We start from the raw sequence: 18,565 nt of genomic DNA on the forward strand, positions 1-18,565 counted from the left end.
GGTGACACCGCGTCTACCTAGGCTGACTTTGCACAACAAAGCCGACCGGCCGCAACCCTTCATGGCTGGCTTATGGAGACTCGTAATGACTCGGATCGCTCACGCTGGCGACAACAGCACCGAACGCCGTCTGCAAGCCGAACGCCTGGTTGGCGCCGCGGCGCTGCAAGAGGCCCAGGCCCTGCGCTACAAAGTGTTCAGCGCAGAATTCAAGGCCAAGCTCAAAGGTGCCGAACATGGCCTGGACATGGACGACTACGACGTGCACTGCCGCCATATCGGTGTACGCGACCTGAGTACCGGCAAGCTGGTTGCCACCACCCGCCTGCTCGACCACCAAGCGGCCAGCAGCCTCGGCCGCTTCTACAGCGAAGAAGAATTCAGCCTGCACGGCCTGGTGCAACTGCAAGGACCGATCCTTGAACTGGGCCGCACCTGCGTGGCCCCCGACTACCGCAACGGCGGCACCATCGCCGTGCTCTGGGGCGAACTGGCCGAGGTCCTCAACGAAGGCCGCTACAGCTACCTGATGGGTTGCGCCAGCATCCCCATGCAGGACGGTGGCGTGCAGGCCCATGCCGTGATGCAGCGCCTTCGCGAGCGCTACCTGTGCACCGAACACCTGCGAGCCGAGCCGAAGAAGCCGCTGCCGAGCCTCCCGCTGCCCAGTAACGTCATCGCCGAAATGCCACCGCTGCTCAAGGCCTACATGCGCATGGGCGCCAAGATTTGCGGCGAACCGTGCTGGGACGAGGACTTCCAGGTGGCCGACGTATTCATTCTGCTCAAGCGCGACGAGCTGTGCCCACGCTACGCCCGCCACTTCAAGGCCGCGGTCTGATGGCCAAGCTGCGGGTACTGGCCCGCCTCTGCAGACTGATGCTGGTATTGCTGCTAGGCATGCTGATGGCCAGCGTTATCGCCGTGGGCGAGCGGCTGGGCATCAAGACGTCGATCGAGCGACGCCAGCGCTGGAGCTGCCTGTTCATGAAACACCTGGTCGCGGCCCTGCCCTTCGATGTGCGGGTAGTCGGCGAGCTGCCTCAGCGCCCTATGCTGTGGGTCAGCAACCATGTTTCCTGGACCGACATTCCGCTGCTGGGCATGCTGCTGCCGCTGTCGTTCCTGTCCAAGGCCGAAGTGCGCCATTGGCCAGTGGCCGGCTGGCTGGCGGAAAAGGCCGGCACCCTGTTCATTCGCCGTGGTGGTGGTGACAGCCAGCGCTTGCGCGAGCAAATTGCCGGGCAATTGGGCCTGGCCCGCCCGTTGCTGATCTTCCCCGAAGGCACCACCACCAGCGGTCGCACCCTGCGTACCTTCCATGGTCGCCTGCTGGCAGGCGCCATCGACCGTGGCGTGGCGGTGCAGCCGGTGGCTATCCAGTATTTGCGTGACGGCCAGATCGACCCGGTTGCGCCGTTCATCGGTGATGACGATCTGGTGTCACACCTGCTGCGCCTGTTTGCCCAGCCCCGCGGCGAGGTGTGCATTCACCTGCTGGCGCCGATTGGCAGCGTGGGCAAGGAGCGCGCGGCGCTGGCGGTGCAGGCGCAGCAGGCGATCCACCGGGCGCTGTTCGGGGAGGACGACGTCGAGTTTGCCCCACGGCGGCAGGCTCGAGCTGCCTGAGCTTTTTGCACTGTCCGTGCAGGCTTGGGGTTGTCAGGTGTTCGCCATGGCATCTTCAGCGCCTGTGAAATCGAGCGCCGCCCGCGCGGCGCTCGATCTCACAGGCGCTGCATACCTTATGACCAGAACCTGTCAGCCCTGATGCGATCCCTTTGCGGCAAGCCCGCGAAAAAGGGCAATACAAAACTAACGGCCAGACACCCGCCGTGCCGCCGCAAACGCCTGCAACTGCGGGTAAAACTCGCGGAAATCCGCCATCAGCGGCTCATACAGCCGTTCCAGCTCAGTCATGACCCCAGCCATCCCCTCGGGCCGCGACAACCTTCGGGCAATGCCGTTGAACACCTGCTCCAGCGTGGCGAACTCGCCATACGCCCCTAACCAGTCATCCGCTGCCATGAAGGGCGCAATCCGCGCCAGCCGCCCCGGCAAATCCGGCTCCGCCAGCAGCACCCGATAAAAATCCCCGGTGAACTGATCCAGCGGCTGCTCGGCATAGTCGCCCCAGTGCCGCGCCAGGCAATGATCGAAGAACACATCCAGCACGATCCCGGCAAACCGCCGCCGCTCGCGCGGAAAACGCGCCAGCGCCGCCAGTACCAAAGGGTGTTGGTCGGTGTAGCTATCGATATGCCGGTGCAGCCGAATGGCCGCCTCCAGCGCAGGCGGAAAACGCCCAGCCAGCGAACCTTTGACGAAGTCACCATACAGGCTGCCCAGCAGTTGTTGCGGCGCCGGGCCGCCCAGGTGCAAATGTGCGAGGTAGTTCATGTGGGCATTCTAGCATCGCCCCTGTCTATATCGTTGTAACGCGATATAGCGATTCGTACTCAGCTCAGAACCTCTTCATATTTGTATATCGGAATTCTACGATTTATATTTCGTCCTATCGCGATATACCGCTACAACGAGCCAACCCCATGCCACTCGATCTCGACGAAATCATAAAAGCGCTGGCCCATCCGGTCAGGCGAGAAATCCTCAGCTGGCTGAAAGACCCGGCAAACCAGTTCCCCGACCAGTACCACAGCACCGAAAACGGTGTGTGTGCCGGGCAGATCGACCAGCGCTGCGGCCTGTCGCAGTCGACCGTTTCTGCCCACCTGGCCACCTTGCAACGCGCCGGGCTGATCAACAGCCAGAAGATTGGCCAATGGCACTTCTTCAAACGCGACGAAGCCACCATCCAGGCGTTCCTCGAACAACTGCGCCAAGCGCTTTGACCAGCAGGTAACCGATATGACCACGCTTTTCGATCCGATCACCCTGGGCGACCTGCAATTGCCCAACCGCATCATCATGGCCCCGCTCACCCGCTGCCGCGCCGACGAAGGCCGCGTGCCCAATGCGCTGATGGCCGAGTACTACGTTCAACGCGCCAGTGCCGGGCTGATCCTCAGCGAGGCGACTTCGGTCAGCGCCATGGGCGTCGGCTACCCGGACACCCCCGGCATCTGGAACGATGAGCAAGTGCGTGGCTGGAACAACGTGACCAGGGCCGTACACGCCGCTGGCGGGCGCATCTTCCTCCAGCTGTGGCACGTTGGCCGCATTTCCCACCCCAGCTACCTCAACGGTGAGCTGCCAGTGGCCCCCAGTGCGATCCAGGCCAAGGGCCACGTGAGCCTGGTGCGCCCACTGAGCGACTACCCCACCCCGCGTGCTTTGGAAACCGAAGAAATCCTCGACATCGTCGAGGCTTACCGCAGTGGTGCCGAGAATGCCAAGGCTGCTGGCTTCGATGGCGTGGAGATCCATGGCGCGAACGGTTACCTGCTCGACCAGTTCCTGCAAAGCAGCACCAACCAGCGCACCGACCGTTATGGCGGCTCGCTGGAAAACCGTGCGCGCCTGCTGCTGGAAGTGACCGATGCGGCCATCGAAGTGTGGGGCGCCAACCGCGTAGGCGTGCACCTGGCGCCGCGCGCCGATGCCCACGACATGGGCGATGCCGACCGCGCCGAAACCTTCACGTATGTCGCCCGCGAACTGGGCAAGCGTGGCATCGCCTTCATCTGCTCGCGCGAGCGGGAAGCTGACGACAGCATTGGCCCGCTGATCAAAGAAGCGTTTGGCGGCCCGTACATCGTCAACGAGCGCTTCGACAAGGCCAGTGCCAATGCGGCCCTGGCCAGTGGCAAAGCCGATGCGGTGGCGTTTGGCGTGCCGTTCATCGCCAACCCCGACCTGCCGGCGCGGCTGGCGGCGGATGCGCCGTTGAACGAGGCACATCCCGAAACCTTCTATGGCAGGGGGCCGGTGGGTTACATCGATTACCCGCGGTTGTGATCGAGGGCCATTCGCGGGCGTGCCCGCGAATGAAGCTCAGGTGATGTCACGGCCGGGCACTGATCTGCTGCTGCAGGTTCTGGATCTGGCTCTGCAAGGTATTCAGGTTCCGGGTCATCTGCGCCCGGAACGCATCGAACTCCTGCACCGAGGCGCCACCCGCCGACGAAGCAGCCGGGCGGTTGTCGATCTGGCTCTTGAGCACGACCATGTCCTGCTCCAGGCTCTGGATAGCCGCACTCGGGTTACCCTGCTTCTTCAGCGCTGCCACTTCGCTGCCCAGGCTCTTGAGCTGGCCGTCCAGCTTGCCGCCATCCACCTGCGCAGCCTTCAGTGCGGCAACCTGTTCATTCAGAGCCTTGAACTGGCCGTCCAGCTTGCCACCATCGACCTGCCCCGAGCGCAACGCAGCCAGTTCACCATTCACCAGTTTCAACTGCGCCTGCAACTGGCTTTGCAGCTCGGTCACGGCTTTCTGCTGTTCGCGGGTATCGGCCAGCACCTGCTCCAGGCGCTTGCCCAGGTCGCCGGTCTGCCCGGCCACACCCTTCTGCAACTCGCGCAGCTGCAACTTCAGGGCCTCGCTGCTGGTAGTCGCACCAGACTCGCTGGCCGCCACCTTGCCACTGATCGCCTGCAGGCGCCCGGCTGCTTCTTCACTGATACGGGCAAAGCTTTCCTGGGTCGCCACCAGTTGCTGCTCCATCAGCGAGATCTGCTGGAAGCTCCACCAGCCCAGCCCAGCCAAGGCAATGAACGAAGCCACGAGCAATGCCCACAGTGGTGCCGTGCTGGCGCCACGGGCGGCTTTCTGGCGGCTGCGCACCACGTGCGCTGGCATCAGTTCGTCATCATCAACGGTGCCCGCCCGCAAGGTGGGCACGTCGTCGTAGTCATCGTGAGCATGGTTACGCATGGATACATTCAACCGCGGTAGTCGCAAAGAGGCACGAGTATAAACCGCCAGCGCGGCGCATTGATGACCATTGTCGGGCTGGCACGATCAGTGCCCTTGCGGCAGGTGCTTCCACCAGCCACAGAATTCATCCAGCGCAGTCCACAGGCTGACCTTGGGCTGGTAGTCCAGGTACTGCCGGGCGCGGCTGATATCCAGGGTGAAATCCCGGCTCATCACCTGCATGCCCAGACGCGACAAGGTCGGTTGCGGGCGCCCCGGCCAAAGCATGCAGGCCGCTTCGTTCAGCGCCGCCAGGCTGTAGGCCAGGCCGTATGGACGGTAGCGGGTAACCTGGGGCAGCTGCATCTGGCGCATCACGTAGTTGACCACGTCCCACAAGGGCAGCGGCTGGCCGTTGCTGATGTTGTAGGCCTGGCCCAACGCCCGGTCTTCGGCGAACAGCGCACTGAGCAGCGCGTCGTTGAGGTTGTGCACGCTGGTGAAATCGACCTTGTTCAAGCCATTGCCAATGATCGCCACCCGGCCTTTGCGCTGCATCTGCATCAGCCGCGGAAAAATGCTGGCATCGCCGGCACCGGTAACGAAGCGCGGGCGCAGGGCCAGCACTTCAAGGCCAAACTCCTGGGCGCCGAACACCTTCTGCTCGGCCAGGTGCTTGGTTTGCCCGTAGTGGTCATGGAAGCGACGCGGTACCTGGTCTTCGCGGATATCCAGGCGCGAGCGGCCATTGAAGTAGATCGACGGCGACGACAGGTGCACCAGGCGCCGCACGTGCTCTTTAAGGCAACCCTCGACCACGTTCTCGGTGACCACCACATTGCCCTGATAGAAGTCCTGGTAGCGCCCCCAGTTACCGACTGCGCCAGCACAATGCACCACCGCCTCGACGCCCTGGCACAGGCGCCGGGCCAGTTCGGCGTCGCCCAGGTCGCCGGGAATGAACTGGGCGCCGCGCTTGACCAGGTGCTCGACCCCTTCGGCACGACGGCCGCTGACCCGCACGTCCAGGCCCTGCTCCAGGGCGAAGCGCGCAAAGCGTCCACCAATGAAGCCACTCGCGCCGGTGACCAGAATTCGCATGTATCACTCCGTCTTGCCAGATTTCAGATGCAACTGACGCCAGCCGCAGCTACAAGGGCACCAACCATTGCCGTGCGCGATGCCGCAGGTGGTCGGTCAGTTGCGCGAGCAGTTGCCCGCCATTGCGCCAATGATGCCAGTACAGCGGCACATCGATGGGGGTATCGCTGCAGATTTCCACCAACTGGCCGCCGGCCAGTTGCTCGCGAGCCTGCAGTTCGGGTACCAGGCCCCAGCCCAGCCCGGCCTCGGTCATGCGCAGGAAACCTTCCGAGGACGGGCACAGGTGATGCAGGAAACCGTCCTCGATACCCAACGAGGCCAGGTAGCGGTGCTGCAGGAAGTCGTCAGGCCCGTACACGATCGCTGGCGTACGAGCCAAGCGGCTGGCGACGAAGCCTTCGGAAAAATGCCGTGCCATGAACCCGGGGCTGGCCAGCGCCCGGTAGCGCATCGCGCCCAATGGCAGGCTGCGTGCCCCGGCCACCGGCCGTTCGCTGCCACACAGGCAAGCCGCCACTTCGCCAGCGCGCATGCGCTTCAAGCCGACTTCCTGATCTTCTACCACCAGGTCGGTGAGCACGTTCTGCTGCGCGCAGAAGTCGCCCACCGCACCGGCCCACCAGGTGGCCAGGCTGTCGGCATTGAGGGCGATGCGCAGGCGCTCCGGCATGCCTTCCTCATCAAGGGCCGGCACCTGGCGCTGCAGGTCGCGCTCCAGCAAGCGTACCTGCTGCACGTGGTTCAGCAACTGGCGGCCGACATCGGTCGGGCTGGGCGGCGTAGCACGCACCAGCACCGGCTGGCCTACGCGTGCTTCAAGCAGCTTGATGCGCTGGGAAATGGCCGATTGCGACAAGCCCAGTACCTGCGCAGCACGTTCAAAACCACCCTGTTCGATCACCGCGGCGAGGGCGGCCAGCAGCTTGTAGTCGAACATCGATTTTCCTAATGCCTGATCAGCTTTATTGGTTTTTCTTATACAACCCATAACCGCACAATAGCCAGCATCTTTTATGCGCTTTTTGGAGACTTCGGCCATGTGGCAAAGCTATCTCAACGGCATGCTGGTGGCTTTTGGCCTGATCATGGCCATCGGCGCGCAGAACGCCTTCGTTCTGGCCCAGAGCCTGCGCCGCGAACATCACCTACCAGTGGCGGCACTGTGTATCGTCTGTGACGCCATCCTGGTGGCCGCCGGCGTGTTCGGCCTTGCCACCGTGCTGGCCCACAACCCCACCTTGCTGGCCGTGGCTCGTTGGGGCGGCGCGGTGTTCCTGATCTGGTACGGCGCCAAAGCCCTGCGCAGCGCCTGTTCCAAACAAAGCCTGCAACATCAGCAGGGCCAAGGCACACGTTCGCGGCGTGCGGTGCTGCTGAGTGCCTTGGCAGTGACCCTGCTGAACCCCCACGTGTACCTCGACACGGTGCTGCTGATCGGCTCGCTTGGCGCCCAGCAGACTGAGCCCGGGGCCTACGTGGCGGGAGCGGCCAGTGCCTCCCTGCTGTGGTTCTCGACCCTGGCGATTGGCGCAGCCTGGCTTGCACCTTGGCTGGCACGGCCGGCGACCTGGCGCATGCTCGACCTGATGGTGGCGGTGATGATGTTCGCGGTCGCGGCGCAGTTGATATTCAACTGACCTGGGTTCGGCATGGCATGTTTATCGCCTGGGAGATCGAGCGCGGCGCTTCGCGGGGCAAGCCCGCTCCCACAGGCACCCCACAGGCTTGAGGCTGATGCAGTACCTGGCGAAACAACTGGCTTGATCAAAACCTGAAAGCTGGCGCGATCATGGTTGGAGCAACTGTCTTGCTCAATGTCTGGAATCTGACGCGGTCCACCTTGTGGGAGCGGCCTTGTGCCGCGAAGCGCCGCACTGGCGGCGCGCGGTTTCACAGGCGCTACAAGTGTTAAGGCAAACACCACCGGTCGGCACAGCCGAACCGCTCCGGAACCTCTATTCCCTATGTTTGTTGCGTGGTTATGCGCCGGGCCCGGTGCTATGATCCAGCCCTTGCGTCGCAAAGAGTACAAACTCGCCGACGCTTATCGGGCCGCCCGTGATCGGCCTTGCGCAAACCGCAAACAGACCTGAATCAGGAGATCCACCATGGCTTTTGAATTGCCGCCGCTGCCGTACGCCCACGATGCCCTGCAGCCGCACATCTCCAAGGAAACCCTGGAGTATCACCACGACAAGCACCACAACACCTATGTCGTGAACCTGAACAACCTGGTCCCAGGCACCGAATTCGAAGGCAAGACCCTCGAAGAAATCGTCAAGGCCTCTTCGGGCGGCATCTTCAACAACGCCGCTCAAGTCTGGAACCACACCTTCTACTGGAACTGCCTGTCGCCAAACGGCGGCGGCCAGCCTACCGGTGCACTGGCTGACGCCATCAACGCCGCGTTCGGTTCCTTCGACAAGTTCAAGGAAGAGTTCACCAAGACTTCGGTTGGCACCTTCGGTTCCGGCTGGGGCTGGCTGGTGAAGAAAGCTGACGGTTCCCTGGCCCTGGCCAGCACCATCGGCGCCGGCTGCCCACTGACCAGCGGCGACACCCCGCTGCTGACCTGCGACGTCTGGGAACACGCCTACTACATCGACTACCGCAACCTGCGTCCGAAGTACGTCGAGGCGTTCTGGAACCTGGTCAACTGGGCCTTCGTTGCCGAGCAGTTCGAAGGCAAGACCTTCAAGGCCTGAGTCATCCAGCCTTGATCCAAAAAACCCGGCCTCGTGCCGGGTTTTTTGTGCCTGCGCGCTGCCACAGGGATGCAGCAGGGCCACAAGCAGCGCCGTATCCATGGGCGCAGGGTTACCCGCCATGGGCAGGCACGGTTTTGCTTGCTCAGCCCGCATAGCGCGCTAACATCAAACCTCTGGAAGATTGATACAGCGCATTCAAGTTGCGGGGTCAGGCAACCGATACACTGCTCATGGTCGGGCGGTAGTGTATCGTCATCGTTGATGGCAAAATGATGCCATGCGCATGGATTAAGGAAACCCCATTGAAGCTGGAATTGCGGAACAGCTTGTCGGTCAAGTTGCTCAGGGTCGTGCTGTTGTCGGCGTTGGCGGTCGGCGTCGTGCTCAGCTGTGCGCAAATCGTCTACGACACCTACAAGACCCGCCAGGCCGTGAACAACGATGCCCAGCGCATTCTCGACATGTTCCGCGACCCATCCACTCAGGCGGTGTACAGCCTCGACCGCGAAATGGGCATGCAGGTGATGGAAGGCCTGTTCCAGGACGAATCAGTGCGCATGGCGTCCATCGGTCACCCCAACGAAACCATGCTGGCTGAAAAGTCGCGCCCGCTGCGGGACACGTCGATGCGCTGGCTGACCGACCTGATCCTTGGCCAGGAACGCACCTACACCACGCAACTGGTCGGCCGTGGCCCCTACAGCGAGTACTACGGCGACCTCAGCATCACCCTCGACACGTCGTCCTACGGCGAAGGCTTCCTGATCAACGCGGTGATCATCTTCATCTCCGGTGTGTTGCGGGCCTTGGCCATGGGCCTGGTGCTGTACCTGGTCTACCACTGGCTGCTGACCAAGCCGCTGTCGAAGATCATCGAGCACCTCACCCAGATCAACCCCGACCGCCCCAGCCAGCACCAGTTGCCGCTGCTCAAGGGCCACGAAAAAAACGAACTGGGCCTGTGGGTGAACACCGCCAACCAGCTGCTGGCTTCGATCGAGCGCAACACCCACCTGCGCCATGAAGCAGAAAACAGCCTGCAACGCATGGCCCAGTACGACTTCCTCACCGGCTTGCCCAACCGCCAGCAATTGCAGCAGCAACTGGACAAGATCCTCGTCGACGGCGGCCGCCTGCAGCACCGCGTGGCTGTACTGTGCGTGGGCCTTGACGATTTCAAGGGCATCAACGAGCAGTTCAGCTACCAGGTCGGTGATCAGCTGCTGCTGGCCTTGGCCGACCGCCTGCGTGCCCACAGCGGCCGCCTGGGCGCCTTGGCACGGCTGGGCGGCGACCAGTTTGCCCTGGTGCAGGCCAATATCGAGCAGCCTTACGAGGCCGCCGAACTGGCGCAAAGCATTCTGGATGACCTTGAAGTACCGTTCGACCTCGACCACCAGCAAATCCGCCTGCGCGCCACCATCGGCATCACCCTGTTCCCCGAAGACGGCGACAGTACCGAGAAGCTGCTGCAGAAAGCCGAACAGACCATGACCCTGGCCAAGGCCCGTTCGCGCAACCGCTACCAGTTCTACATCGCCAGCGTCGACAGCGAGATGCGCCGCCGCCGCGAGCTGGAAAAAGACTTGCGCGAAGCGCTGCCGCGCAATCAGCTGTACCTGGTGTACCAGCCGCAGATCAGCTACCGCGACCACCGCGTGGTGGGTGTCGAGGCGCTGCTGCGCTGGCAGCACCCGGAGCTGGGCATGGTGCCGCCCGACCAGTTCATCCCGTTGGCCGAACAGAACGGCAGCATCATCAGCATCGGCGAATGGGTGCTCGACCAGGCCTGCCGGCAGTTGCGCGAATGGCACGACCTGGGTTTCAGCGACCTGCGCATGGCGGTCAACCTGTCCACCGTGCAGCTGCACCACAGCGAGCTGCCGCGGGTGGTCAACAACCTGCTGCAGGCCTACCGCCTGCCGCCGCGCAGCCTGGAGCTGGAAGTCACCGAAACCGGCCTGATGGAAGACATCAGCACCGCCGCCCAGCACCTGCTGAGCCTTCGCCGCTCCGGGGCGCTGATAGCCATCGACGACTTCGGCACCGGCTACTCGTCGCTCAGCTACCTGAAGTCACTCCCGCTGGACAAGATCAAGATCGACAAGAGCTTCGTCCAGGACCTGCTCGACGACGATGACGACGCCACCATCGTTCGCGCCATCATCCAGCTGGGCAAGAGCCTGGGCATGCAGGTAATCGCCGAGGGCGTGGAAACCGCCGAGCAGGAAACCTACATCATTGCCCAAGGCTGCCACGAGGGCCAGGGCTACCACTACAGCAAGCCGCTGCCGGCGCGGGAGCTGAGCCACTTCCTCAAGCAAGCACAGCGTAACCAGGTTTCGATGCTCTAGGCCCACCTGCGCGGTTACAGCCTGTAGCCGGCATTTGAATGAATTGCACGTCAGCCCCTTTACAGCAAATGCAAATCTTTCGCATGATGTTGCGGTTTCGCGTGCCTCGGCGCACTGTCCAACCACACGACGCAGGAAAACCAATAATGATTCGAATGCCCCTGGCCTCCGCCAGTCTGCTGGCCATCGCCATCGCCCTCGCCGGTTGCGGCGAAAAAGATGACAAGGCTGCCGCTCCGCAAGCCCAGGCTCCTGCTGCTGCCGCCAGCACCACCGCTGCGGCACCCGGGGCTGTCGACGAAGCCGCCGGCAAAGCCGTGGTCAAGCATTACGCCGAAATGGTCTACGCCGTATACAGCGACTCGCTGAGCACCGCCAAAACCCTGCAGACCGCTGTCGACGCGTTCCTCGCCAAGCCCAGCGATGAAACCCTGAAGGCCGCCAAGGAAGCCTGGTTCGCCGCACGCGTTCCTTACCTGCAGAGCGAAGCCTTCCGCTTCGGCAACACCATCATCGATGACTGGGAAGGCCAGGTGAACGCGTGGCCGCTGGACGAAGGCCTGATCGACTACGTAGACAAGAGCTACGAGCATGCCCTGGGCAACCCGGCCGGCAGCGCCAACATCATCGCCAACACCGAGATCCAGGTTGGCGAAGAGAAAGTCGACGTCAAGGACATCACCCCTGAGAAGCTGGCCAGCCTGAACGAACTGGCAGGTTCCGAAGCCAACGTAGCCACTGGCTACCACGCCATCGAATTCCTGCTCTGGGGCCAGGACCTCAACGGCACCGGCCCAGGCGCTGGCGCCCGTCCGGTTTCCGACTACCTCGAAGGCCAGGGCGCCACGGGTGGCCACAACGACCGCCGTCGTGCCTACCTGAAAGCAGTCACCCAGCTGCTGGTCACCGACCTCGAAGAAATGGTCGGCAACTGGGCGCCGAACGTCGCCGACAACTACCGCGCCAAGCTGGAAGCCGAGCCGGTCACCGACGGCCTGCGCAAGATGCTGTTCGGCATGGGCAGCCTGTCGCTGGGTGAACTGGCGGGCGAGCGCATGAAGGTTTCGCTGGAAGCCAACTCGCCAGAAGACGAGCAAGACTGCTTCAGTGACAACACTCACTACTCGCACTTCTACGACGCCAAGGGCATTCGCAACGTCTACCTGGGCGAGTACACCCGTCCGGACGGCACCAAGGTCAGCGGCCCGAGCCTGTCGTCGCTGGTAGCCAAGGTTGACCCGGCGGCCGACGCTACCCTCAAGGCCGACCTGGAAGCCACCGAAGCCAAGATCCAGGTGATGGTCGACCACGCCCTCAAAGGCGAGCACTACGATCAACTGATCGCCGCCGACAACGCTGCCGGCAACCAGATCGTACGTGACGCCATCGCCGCCCTGGTCAAGCAGACCGGTTCGATCGAGCAGGCGGCGGGCAAGTTGGGTATCGCCAACCTGAACCCGGACACTGCGGATCACGAGTTCTGATCCGGTAACCGCGCCTCACCCCAAACGCCCGGCCTTGTGCCGGGCGTTTTCGTTTGCACGGCAGGGGCTGCAATTCCCGCTGCCTGGCATGCGCCGCGATAGTCATCCTGCTGACCTTCATTGGATCAACAAGCAGGAGGCACAGTGCTGCAGGTTCTTGATGTCTGGGGCGAAGGCCGAATCGTCCAGCGGGTGAAAGGGAAGGACCTCGTTACTGGGTTCCGTGACGCCTACAACCTGAACAAAGCCGGCCAACGGATTTCCAACGGCCCCTTCACGGGCGAGCACATTCCCAACCTGATTCTCGTCTACGAGTACGACGCCCCCGACTTCCCCCTGGACGATCGCGCGATTCCCCATGTGACCCTGATGGGTGCTCCCATCACTTACCACGTGGCCCTGGAGATGTGCAGGGTGGTTGCCCGCCCCGGCAAGATCTACCTGTATGACCCCAATGAAACCGACCGCAGGATGTTCGAGGCCGTTGCCTTTACCCAAGGGCTTCAGCTACTGGGTCGCTTTGACCCAGCCGAACTCGACCCGCCCTTCAACGAGATCACCCTGCTTGCAGCGTACGTCTACCGCAGCCCAAGCAGCCCGTTGCCACGCCCAGACAACCGACCGTAAAAGGACCCTCACATGGCCAGCGTCACCTACTTGCGCTCCATCGCCAACAACACGCCCTACACCTTGACCGTGATCGACGGTGAAAACCGCAGCCATAGCCTGGCAATCGGCGCCCAGCACGCCTGGAATGGCTCGCTGGCGGTTCCGTGGATCGGTAAATCCAGTGAAAACCACAAAGCCTTGCGCTTGATCCTCGGCCCGGCGGCCGGTACCAGCATCTGGCTCTACCAGGATTACTGGCAACCCGCGCACGAGGACGCGATCAAACAGCTCACTGCCAGCACCATGGAATATGCCAGTGAAGAGGCTGTCGAGGTACCCGGCGACAATCGCAATGGCGGCAACAAGAACCTGATCATCAACCTGGTCAATCGACAGTTCACGCTTTACATGGCGTGAGTGCCTCGAAAGGCGACGATTTCATCGAGCAAACGCAAATTGCTCTTATTCAATGATCCTGGGCCTGCTAAGCTTGCACGCCGGTTTTTTGCTCAAGCCCAGGATCCTTGATGTCCTTGTCGCTGTCTCGACTTTCCCCCGTGCTGCTGGCCTTCGCCCTCGCCGCCTGTGATGACGCCCCGCGTTTCACCCAGGCCGAGCCCGGCGAAGCCTTGTCGGCTGGCAAGGCGACCGTGCAGCGTGCCGACCGTAACGCCTATTCCCTGCCCTCGGCCAACCTCTCGCCCGAGCGCCGTCTGGATTTCGCCGTAGGCAACAGCTTTTTCCGCAACCCGTGGGTGATTGCCCCATCCACCACCACCGCCCGTGACGGCCTTGGCCCGCTGTTCAACACCAACGCCTGCCAGAACTGCCACGTGCGCGATGGCCGCGGCCACCCGCCAGAGCCAGGCGACAGCAACGCAGTAGGCATGCTGGTCCGCCTGTCGATCCCCGACCAACCCTACCTGGCCAAGGTGATCGAACGTCTCGGCGTGGTACCGGAGCCGGTCTACGGCACCCAACTGCAGGACATGGCCATCCCCGGGGTCGCTCCGGAAGGCAAGCTACGGGTGAGCTACAGCAGCGAAACGCTCACATTCAGGGACGGCCAGCAGGTCGAGCTGCGCAAGCCGGCCCTGCAGATCACCCAGCTCGGCTATGGCGTGATGCACCCTGACACACGGTTTTCGGCACGCGTGGCGCCGCCGATGATCGGCCTGGGCCTGCTCGAAGCCATCCCTGAGGCCGACCTGCTGGCCAACGAAGACCCGGACGACCGCAACCGCGACGGCATTCGCGGGCGGGCCAACCGGGTGTGGGACGACGCTCAGGGCAAGACCGTGGTCGGCCGCTTCGGCTGGAAAGCCGGCCAGCCCAACGTCAACCAGCAGAACGTGCACGCCTTTGCCGGCGACATGGGCCTGACCAGTACCCTGCAGCCCAAAGACGACTGCACCCCGGCCCAAACCGACTGCCTGGCCGCGGCCAATGGCGATGGCGCCGATGGTGAGAAGGAAGTCAGCGACAACATCCTGCGCCTGGTCACCTTCTACACCCGCAACCTGGGCGTGCCGGCCCGCCGCGACGTGGGCTCGCCACACGTACTGGCTGGGAAGAACCTGTTCTACCAGGCAGGCTGCCAGGGTTGCCATACCCCGCAATTCACCACCGCCGCCAATGCCGCCGAGCCGGAACTGGCCAACCAGGTCATCCGCCCCTACAGCGACCTGTTGCTGCATGACATGGGCCCGGGGCTGGCTGACGAGCGCACCGAATTCGCCGCCAATGGCCAGGACTGGCGTACCCCGCCACTGTGGGGCATCGGCCTGAGCGAAACGGTCAGCGGCCACAGCCAGTTCCTGCACGACGGCCGCGCCCGCAACCTGCTTGAAGCCGTGCTCTGGCACGGGGGCGAAGCCGAGGCGGCACGCAACTTCGTACTCACTTTCGATGCCGAGCAGCGCACTGCGTTGCTGGCGTTCCTGAACTCACTTTAAAACGCGCTAAGGAGCCGGGCATGTTCCGACCCAAACTGTTGTTCACCAGCCTCGCCGCACTCGCCCTCGGCGCCTGCTCGCCGCAGGACCCGCAAGCCGTGACCTCCGCCGCCATCGCCAAGCAGGTGATCCTGCCCACCTACAGCCGCTGGGTCGAAGCCGACCGCATGCTGGCGGCCAGCGCTCTGGCCTACTGCGAAGGCAAGGAAGACCTGGACAAGGCCCGCACCGACTTCCTCAACGCGCAAAAAGCCTGGGCCGAGCTGCAACCGCTGCTGGTCGGCCCCCTGGCCGAAGGCAACCGCGCCTGGCAGGTGCAGTTCTGGCCCGACAAGAAGAACCTGGTCGGTCGCCAGGTCGAGCAACTGGTCAACGGTGACAAGCCAGTCGATGCCGCGGCCCTGGACAAGGCCAGCGTGGTAGTGCGCGGCCTGTCCGCCTACGAGTACATCCTGTTCGACAGCAAACCGGACCTCGCCACTGCCGAGCAGAAAGCCCGCTACTGCCCGCTGCTGGTGGCCATCGGTGAGCACCAGAAGGCCCTCGCCGAAGACATCCTCAAGAGCTGGAACAGCACCGACGGCATGCTCTCGCAGATGACCAAGTTCCCTAACCAGCGCTACGCCGATTCCCACGAGGCAATCGCCGACCTGCTGCGTTCCCAGGTCACCGCCCTGGATACCCTGAAGAAGAAGCTGGGTGCGCCAATGGGCCGCCAGAGCAAGGGCATCCCGCAACCGCTGCAGGCTGAAGCCTGGCGCAGCCACAACTCGATGAAGAGCCTGGAAGCCACCCTCAAGGCGGCCGAAACCGTCTGGGTCGGGGTCGACAACCAAGGCTTGCGCGGCTTGCTGCCCAGCGATCAGAAAGCGCTGGCAGACAAGATCGACGCCGCCTACGCTGCCTCGCTCAAACTGCTGGCCGATAACCAGAAGACCCTTGGCGAGCTGCTGGCCGACGACGCTGGCCAGCAAACCCTCAACCAGATCTACGACAGCCTCAACGCCGTCCACCGCCTGCACGAAGGCGAGCTGGCCAAGGCGCTGAACATCCAGCTGGGCTTCAATGCCAACGACGGTGACTGATCATGCTGCGACGCCAGGCCCTCAAACTCGGTAGCGTATTGCTCAGCGCCCTGACGCTGGGCGGCTGGAGCCTGTTCCGCAACAAAAGCAGCGAGCCCCTGCTGCTCTCGGCGCGTGACGATGGCGATGGCAAGCACTATGCCGTCGGTTTCCGCCTGGACGGCACCCAGGTGTTCAGCACCCAGGTCGCCCAGCGTTGCCATGCCATCATCCACCACCCCGAGCAGCCGATCGCCCTGTTCGTCGCCCGCCGCCCGGGTACCGAAAGCTACCTGGTCGACTTGCGCGACGGGCGCCTGCTGCAAACGGTGGCCTCGCAACCGAACCGACACTTCTACGGTCATGCCGTGGTGCACAAAGGCGGCGAATGGCTGTATGCCACCGAGAATGACACCAGCGACCCGGGACGGGGCGTGCTTGGGGTGTACCGTTTCGAAGGCGAGCGCCTGGTGTACACCGGCGAAATCCCGACCCATGGTATCGGCCCCCACGAGGTTGCCTGGCTACCCGACGGCGAAACGCTGATCGTGGCCAACGGCGGTATTCGTACAGAAGCCGAAAGCCGGGTCGAGATGAACCTCGATGCGATGGAGCCAAGCCTGGTGCTGATGCAGCGCGACGGCACCCTGCTGAGCAAGGAAACCCTGGCCCAGCAGATGAACAGCGTGCGCCACCTCGCGGTGGGCAGCGATGGCACTATCGCTGCCTGCCAGCAGTTCATGGGCGATGCTGACGAAACGGCCGAGTTGCTGGCAATCAAGCGCCCGGGCGAGCCATTCAAGGCTTTCCCGGTGCCGGAACGGCAGCTGCAGGCCATGGCCCAGTACACCGCCAGCGTCGCCATTCACAGCGAGCTGCGCCTGGTGGCGTTGACTGCACCCCGGGCCAACCGCCTGTTCGTCTGGGACCTGGACAGCGGCGAGGTGCGGCTGGATGCACCGATGCCCGATTGCGCAGGGGTGGGTGCGGTGAAAGACGGTTTTGTCGTCACCTCCGGGCAGGGCCGTTGCCGGTTCTATGATTGCACCAAGGCCGAACCGGTGGGGCAACCGATGAACCTGCCGTCCGGCTTCTGGGACAACCACCTGCATCTCGTCTGATTTTTCTGTTACCTGAACCTGCCTTATCGCCGGCAAGCCAGTGGCTCCTCTAAGCGCGCTGGCTTGTCGGCAATAGGGCCGGTAGAGACAATTCACCCTCCTCCCCCGAAAAACAGTCAATACTTCCCCCATTCACACGTGGGCAGGATCGCCCGTTGTCGTGTCCAGACGAATAACAACCGAATCCAAGGAACCGGACCTATGCTGCGCCGGCGCATGCTCATCATGTTGGCCGTGGTTCTGCTGATCGTGCTGGCCCTGGGGGGTTACAAGGCCTTCTCGATCTACCAGCAGATCCAGATGTTCACTGCCCCCAAGCCGCCCATCACCGTGGCAGCGGCCTTGGCTGAACAGCGCCAGTGGCAACAGCGCCTGCCCGCCGTCGGCAGCCTTAAAGCGCTGCAGGGTGTCGAGCTGAGCCTGGAGGTAGAGGGCATCGTCAAGACCCTGCATTTCGACTCCGGCCAGCAGGTAAAAGCCGGGCAACTGCTGCTGAGGCTCAACGACGACCAGGAGACGGCGCTGCTCGGCACTGCCGAGGCGGACCTGGGCCTGGCCAAGGTCGACTTTGGCCGCGGCCGGCAACTGGTGGGCGACTCGGCAATTTCTCGTGGCGAATACGACCGCCTCAATGCTCAGTACCTGCGCAACCAGGCGGTGGTCGACCAGCTCAAGGCATCGAAGACCAAGAAGAGCATCAGCGCCCCGTTCAGCGGCACCATCGGCATCCGCCAGGTGGACGTTGGCGATTACCTGGCCCCCGGCACGGTGATCGCTACCCTCCAGGACACTTCCAGCTTGTATGTCGACTTCAACGTGCCGGAGCAGGCCCTGCCAAACCTGAGCCTTGGCCAACAGGTGCTGGTGCAGGTGGCGGCCTACCCAGGCCAGACCTTCCCCGCCAGCCTCAGCGCCATCAACCCCAAGGTCGAGGAAACCACGCGCAACCTGCTGGTGCGCGCGACCATGGCCAACCCGGACGGCAAGCTGCTGCCCGGCATGTTCGCCAGCCTGCTGATCCTGCTGCCCAACCCTCAGCCGCAAGTGGTGGTACCGGAAAGCGCCATCACCTACACCCTGTATGGCAACTCGGTGTATGTCGCCACGCCGAAAAAGGACAAGGACGGCAAGCCGGAAACCGACGAAAAAGGCCAACCGCAGTTGGTCGCCGAACAACGCACGGTGCAGACCGGCGAGCGCCGTGACGGTGTGGTGGTGGTCAACAAAGGCTTGCAGCCGGGCGAGCAGGTAGTCACGGCCGGGCAGCTGAAGCTTACCCCCGGCGCCGCGATTCGCATTGGCCAGGACAAGGCCCTCAAGCCCGCACAGGGCGCAGCGACCCAGGACTGA

18 protein-coding genes are annotated in these 18,565 nt (G+C 63.3%); 14 read left to right on the forward strand and 4 right to left on the reverse strand.

Features of this window, described 5'->3' with window-relative positions; all coding sequences use genetic code 11:
• The first annotated feature begins 85 nt into the window (after positions 1–85).
• Positions 86–841, forward strand: coding sequence for an L-ornithine N(alpha)-acyltransferase (gene olsB / locus E8E68_RS14945; RefSeq protein WP_280342524.1), 756 nt, complete (start codon positions 86–88; stop codon positions 839–841).
• The gene (locus E8E68_RS14950) at positions 841–1,629 is read left to right on the forward strand and encodes a lysophospholipid acyltransferase family protein (RefSeq protein WP_280342526.1); all 789 of its coding nucleotides are present in this window, start codon (positions 841–843) and stop codon (positions 1,627–1,629) included. The genes olsB and E8E68_RS14950 overlap by 1 nt, the downstream gene beginning before the upstream one ends.
• 186 nt (positions 1,630–1,815) lie before the next feature.
• On the opposite strand, the gene E8E68_RS14955 is transcribed toward E8E68_RS14950, so the two are convergent.
• Entirely contained in the window at positions 1,816–2,400 is a 585-nt protein-coding gene (locus E8E68_RS14955) for an ACP phosphodiesterase (RefSeq protein ID WP_266031847.1), read from the reverse strand.
• Positions 2,401–2,549: 149 nt separating this feature from the next.
• Between E8E68_RS14955 and E8E68_RS14960 the strand changes: the two genes are divergently transcribed.
• Positions 2,550–2,852, forward strand: coding sequence for a helix-turn-helix transcriptional regulator (locus E8E68_RS14960; RefSeq protein WP_110742646.1), 303 nt, complete (start codon positions 2,550–2,552; stop codon positions 2,850–2,852).
• Between the two features lie 16 nt (positions 2,853–2,868).
• The gene (locus E8E68_RS14965) at positions 2,869–3,918 is read left to right on the forward strand and encodes an alkene reductase (protein ID WP_110742645.1); all 1,050 of its coding nucleotides are present in this window, start codon (positions 2,869–2,871) and stop codon (positions 3,916–3,918) included.
• 46 nt (positions 3,919–3,964) lie between these two features.
• On the opposite strand, the gene E8E68_RS14970 is transcribed toward E8E68_RS14965, so the two are convergent.
• The 3 genes from E8E68_RS14970 to E8E68_RS14980 all read right to left on the reverse strand — a co-directional run bounded on the left by E8E68_RS14970 (position 3,965) and on the right by E8E68_RS14980 (position 6,857).
• Positions 3,965–4,834: an ATPase gene (locus tag E8E68_RS14970; protein ID WP_266031848.1), complete on the reverse strand. Its 870-nt coding sequence runs from the start codon at positions 4,832–4,834 to the stop codon at positions 3,965–3,967.
• Between the two features lie 87 nt (positions 4,835–4,921).
• A complete protein-coding gene (locus tag E8E68_RS14975) occupies positions 4,922–5,917 on the reverse strand; it encodes an NAD(P)-dependent oxidoreductase (protein WP_110742643.1) in 996 nt (331 codons plus the stop codon).
• 49 nt (positions 5,918–5,966) lie between these two features.
• Positions 5,967–6,857 carry a LysR family transcriptional regulator ArgP gene (locus E8E68_RS14980; protein ID WP_266031849.1) on the reverse strand — a complete coding sequence of 297 codons (891 nt, stop codon included), beginning with the start codon at positions 6,855–6,857 and terminating at the stop codon, positions 5,967–5,969.
• 100 nt (positions 6,858–6,957) lie between these two features.
• Between E8E68_RS14980 and E8E68_RS14985 the strand changes: the two genes are divergently transcribed.
• The 10 genes from E8E68_RS14985 (at position 6,958) to E8E68_RS15030 (ending at position 18,565) form a co-directional block, all read left to right on the forward strand.
• Positions 6,958–7,557: a LysE/ArgO family amino acid transporter gene (locus E8E68_RS14985; protein WP_266031850.1), complete on the forward strand. Its 600-nt coding sequence runs from the start codon at positions 6,958–6,960 to the stop codon at positions 7,555–7,557.
• 471 nt (positions 7,558–8,028) lie between these two features.
• A complete protein-coding gene (locus E8E68_RS14990; protein ID WP_060508514.1) occupies positions 8,029–8,625 on the forward strand; it encodes a Fe-Mn family superoxide dismutase in 597 nt (198 codons plus the stop codon).
• Between the two features lie 305 nt (positions 8,626–8,930).
• Entirely contained in the window at positions 8,931–10,982 is a 2,052-nt protein-coding gene (locus E8E68_RS14995) for a GGDEF domain-containing phosphodiesterase (protein ID WP_177410694.1), read from the forward strand.
• Between the two features lie 146 nt (positions 10,983–11,128).
• Positions 11,129–12,466, forward strand: a complete 1,338-nt coding sequence (locus E8E68_RS15000; protein WP_110742639.1) for an imelysin family protein — start codon at positions 11,129–11,131, stop codon at positions 12,464–12,466.
• A 144-nt stretch (positions 12,467–12,610) separates the two neighbouring features.
• Positions 12,611–13,093, forward strand: coding sequence for a hypothetical protein (locus tag E8E68_RS15005; protein ID WP_266031851.1), 483 nt, complete (start codon positions 12,611–12,613; stop codon positions 13,091–13,093).
• Between the two features lie 12 nt (positions 13,094–13,105).
• Positions 13,106–13,492: a hypothetical protein gene (locus E8E68_RS15010; RefSeq protein ID WP_280342542.1), complete on the forward strand. Its 387-nt coding sequence runs from the start codon at positions 13,106–13,108 to the stop codon at positions 13,490–13,492.
• 110 nt (positions 13,493–13,602) lie between these two features.
• Positions 13,603–15,030: a di-heme oxidoredictase family protein gene (locus E8E68_RS15015; protein WP_110742636.1), complete on the forward strand. Its 1,428-nt coding sequence runs from the start codon at positions 13,603–13,605 to the stop codon at positions 15,028–15,030.
• A gap of 20 nt (positions 15,031–15,050) precedes the next feature.
• Positions 15,051–16,115: an imelysin family protein gene (locus E8E68_RS15020; protein WP_280342547.1), complete on the forward strand. Its 1,065-nt coding sequence runs from the start codon at positions 15,051–15,053 to the stop codon at positions 16,113–16,115.
• A 2-nt stretch (positions 16,116–16,117) separates the two neighbouring features.
• Positions 16,118–17,215: a DUF1513 domain-containing protein gene (locus tag E8E68_RS15025; protein WP_280342550.1), complete on the forward strand. Its 1,098-nt coding sequence runs from the start codon at positions 16,118–16,120 to the stop codon at positions 17,213–17,215.
• A 201-nt stretch (positions 17,216–17,416) separates the two neighbouring features.
• Positions 17,417–18,565 carry an efflux RND transporter periplasmic adaptor subunit gene (locus E8E68_RS15030; RefSeq protein WP_280342553.1) on the forward strand — a complete coding sequence of 383 codons (1,149 nt, stop codon included), beginning with the start codon at positions 17,417–17,419 and terminating at the stop codon, positions 18,563–18,565.

Origin of the sequence: Pseudomonas sp. BN607 (assembly GCF_029871175.1) — a bacterium.
Lineage (GTDB): Bacteria > Pseudomonadota > Gammaproteobacteria > Pseudomonadales > Pseudomonadaceae > Aquipseudomonas.

Bases quoted from the DNA above. Each gene is read 5' to 3' on its own strand.
- olsB (WP_280342524.1), top strand. From the start codon at position 86: ATGACTCGGATCGCTCACGCTGGCGACAACAGCACCGAACGCCGTCTG.
- E8E68_RS14950 (WP_280342526.1), top strand. From the start codon at position 841: ATGGCCAAGCTGCGGGTACTGGCCCGCCTCTGCAGACTGATGCTGGTA.
- E8E68_RS14955 (WP_266031847.1), bottom strand. From the start codon at position 2,400: ATGAACTACCTCGCACATTTGCACCTGGGCGGCCCGGCGCCGCAACAA.
- E8E68_RS14960 (WP_110742646.1), top strand. From the start codon at position 2,550: ATGCCACTCGATCTCGACGAAATCATAAAAGCGCTGGCCCATCCGGTC.
- E8E68_RS14965 (WP_110742645.1), top strand. From the start codon at position 2,869: ATGACCACGCTTTTCGATCCGATCACCCTGGGCGACCTGCAATTGCCC.
- E8E68_RS14970 (WP_266031848.1), bottom strand. From the start codon at position 4,834: ATGCGTAACCATGCTCACGATGACTACGACGACGTGCCCACCTTGCGG.
- E8E68_RS14975 (WP_110742643.1), bottom strand. From the start codon at position 5,917: ATGCGAATTCTGGTCACCGGCGCGAGTGGCTTCATTGGTGGACGCTTT.
- E8E68_RS14980 (WP_266031849.1), bottom strand. From the start codon at position 6,857: ATGTTCGACTACAAGCTGCTGGCCGCCCTCGCCGCGGTGATCGAACAG.
- E8E68_RS14985 (WP_266031850.1), top strand. From the start codon at position 6,958: ATGTGGCAAAGCTATCTCAACGGCATGCTGGTGGCTTTTGGCCTGATC.
- E8E68_RS14990 (WP_060508514.1), top strand. From the start codon at position 8,029: ATGGCTTTTGAATTGCCGCCGCTGCCGTACGCCCACGATGCCCTGCAG.
- E8E68_RS15000 (WP_110742639.1), top strand. From the start codon at position 11,129: ATGATTCGAATGCCCCTGGCCTCCGCCAGTCTGCTGGCCATCGCCATC.
- E8E68_RS15010 (WP_280342542.1), top strand. From the start codon at position 13,106: ATGGCCAGCGTCACCTACTTGCGCTCCATCGCCAACAACACGCCCTAC.
- E8E68_RS15015 (WP_110742636.1), top strand. From the start codon at position 13,603: ATGTCCTTGTCGCTGTCTCGACTTTCCCCCGTGCTGCTGGCCTTCGCC.
- E8E68_RS15020 (WP_280342547.1), top strand. From the start codon at position 15,051: ATGTTCCGACCCAAACTGTTGTTCACCAGCCTCGCCGCACTCGCCCTC.
- E8E68_RS15025 (WP_280342550.1), top strand. From the start codon at position 16,118: ATGCTGCGACGCCAGGCCCTCAAACTCGGTAGCGTATTGCTCAGCGCC.
- E8E68_RS15030 (WP_280342553.1), top strand. From the start codon at position 17,417: ATGCTGCGCCGGCGCATGCTCATCATGTTGGCCGTGGTTCTGCTGATC.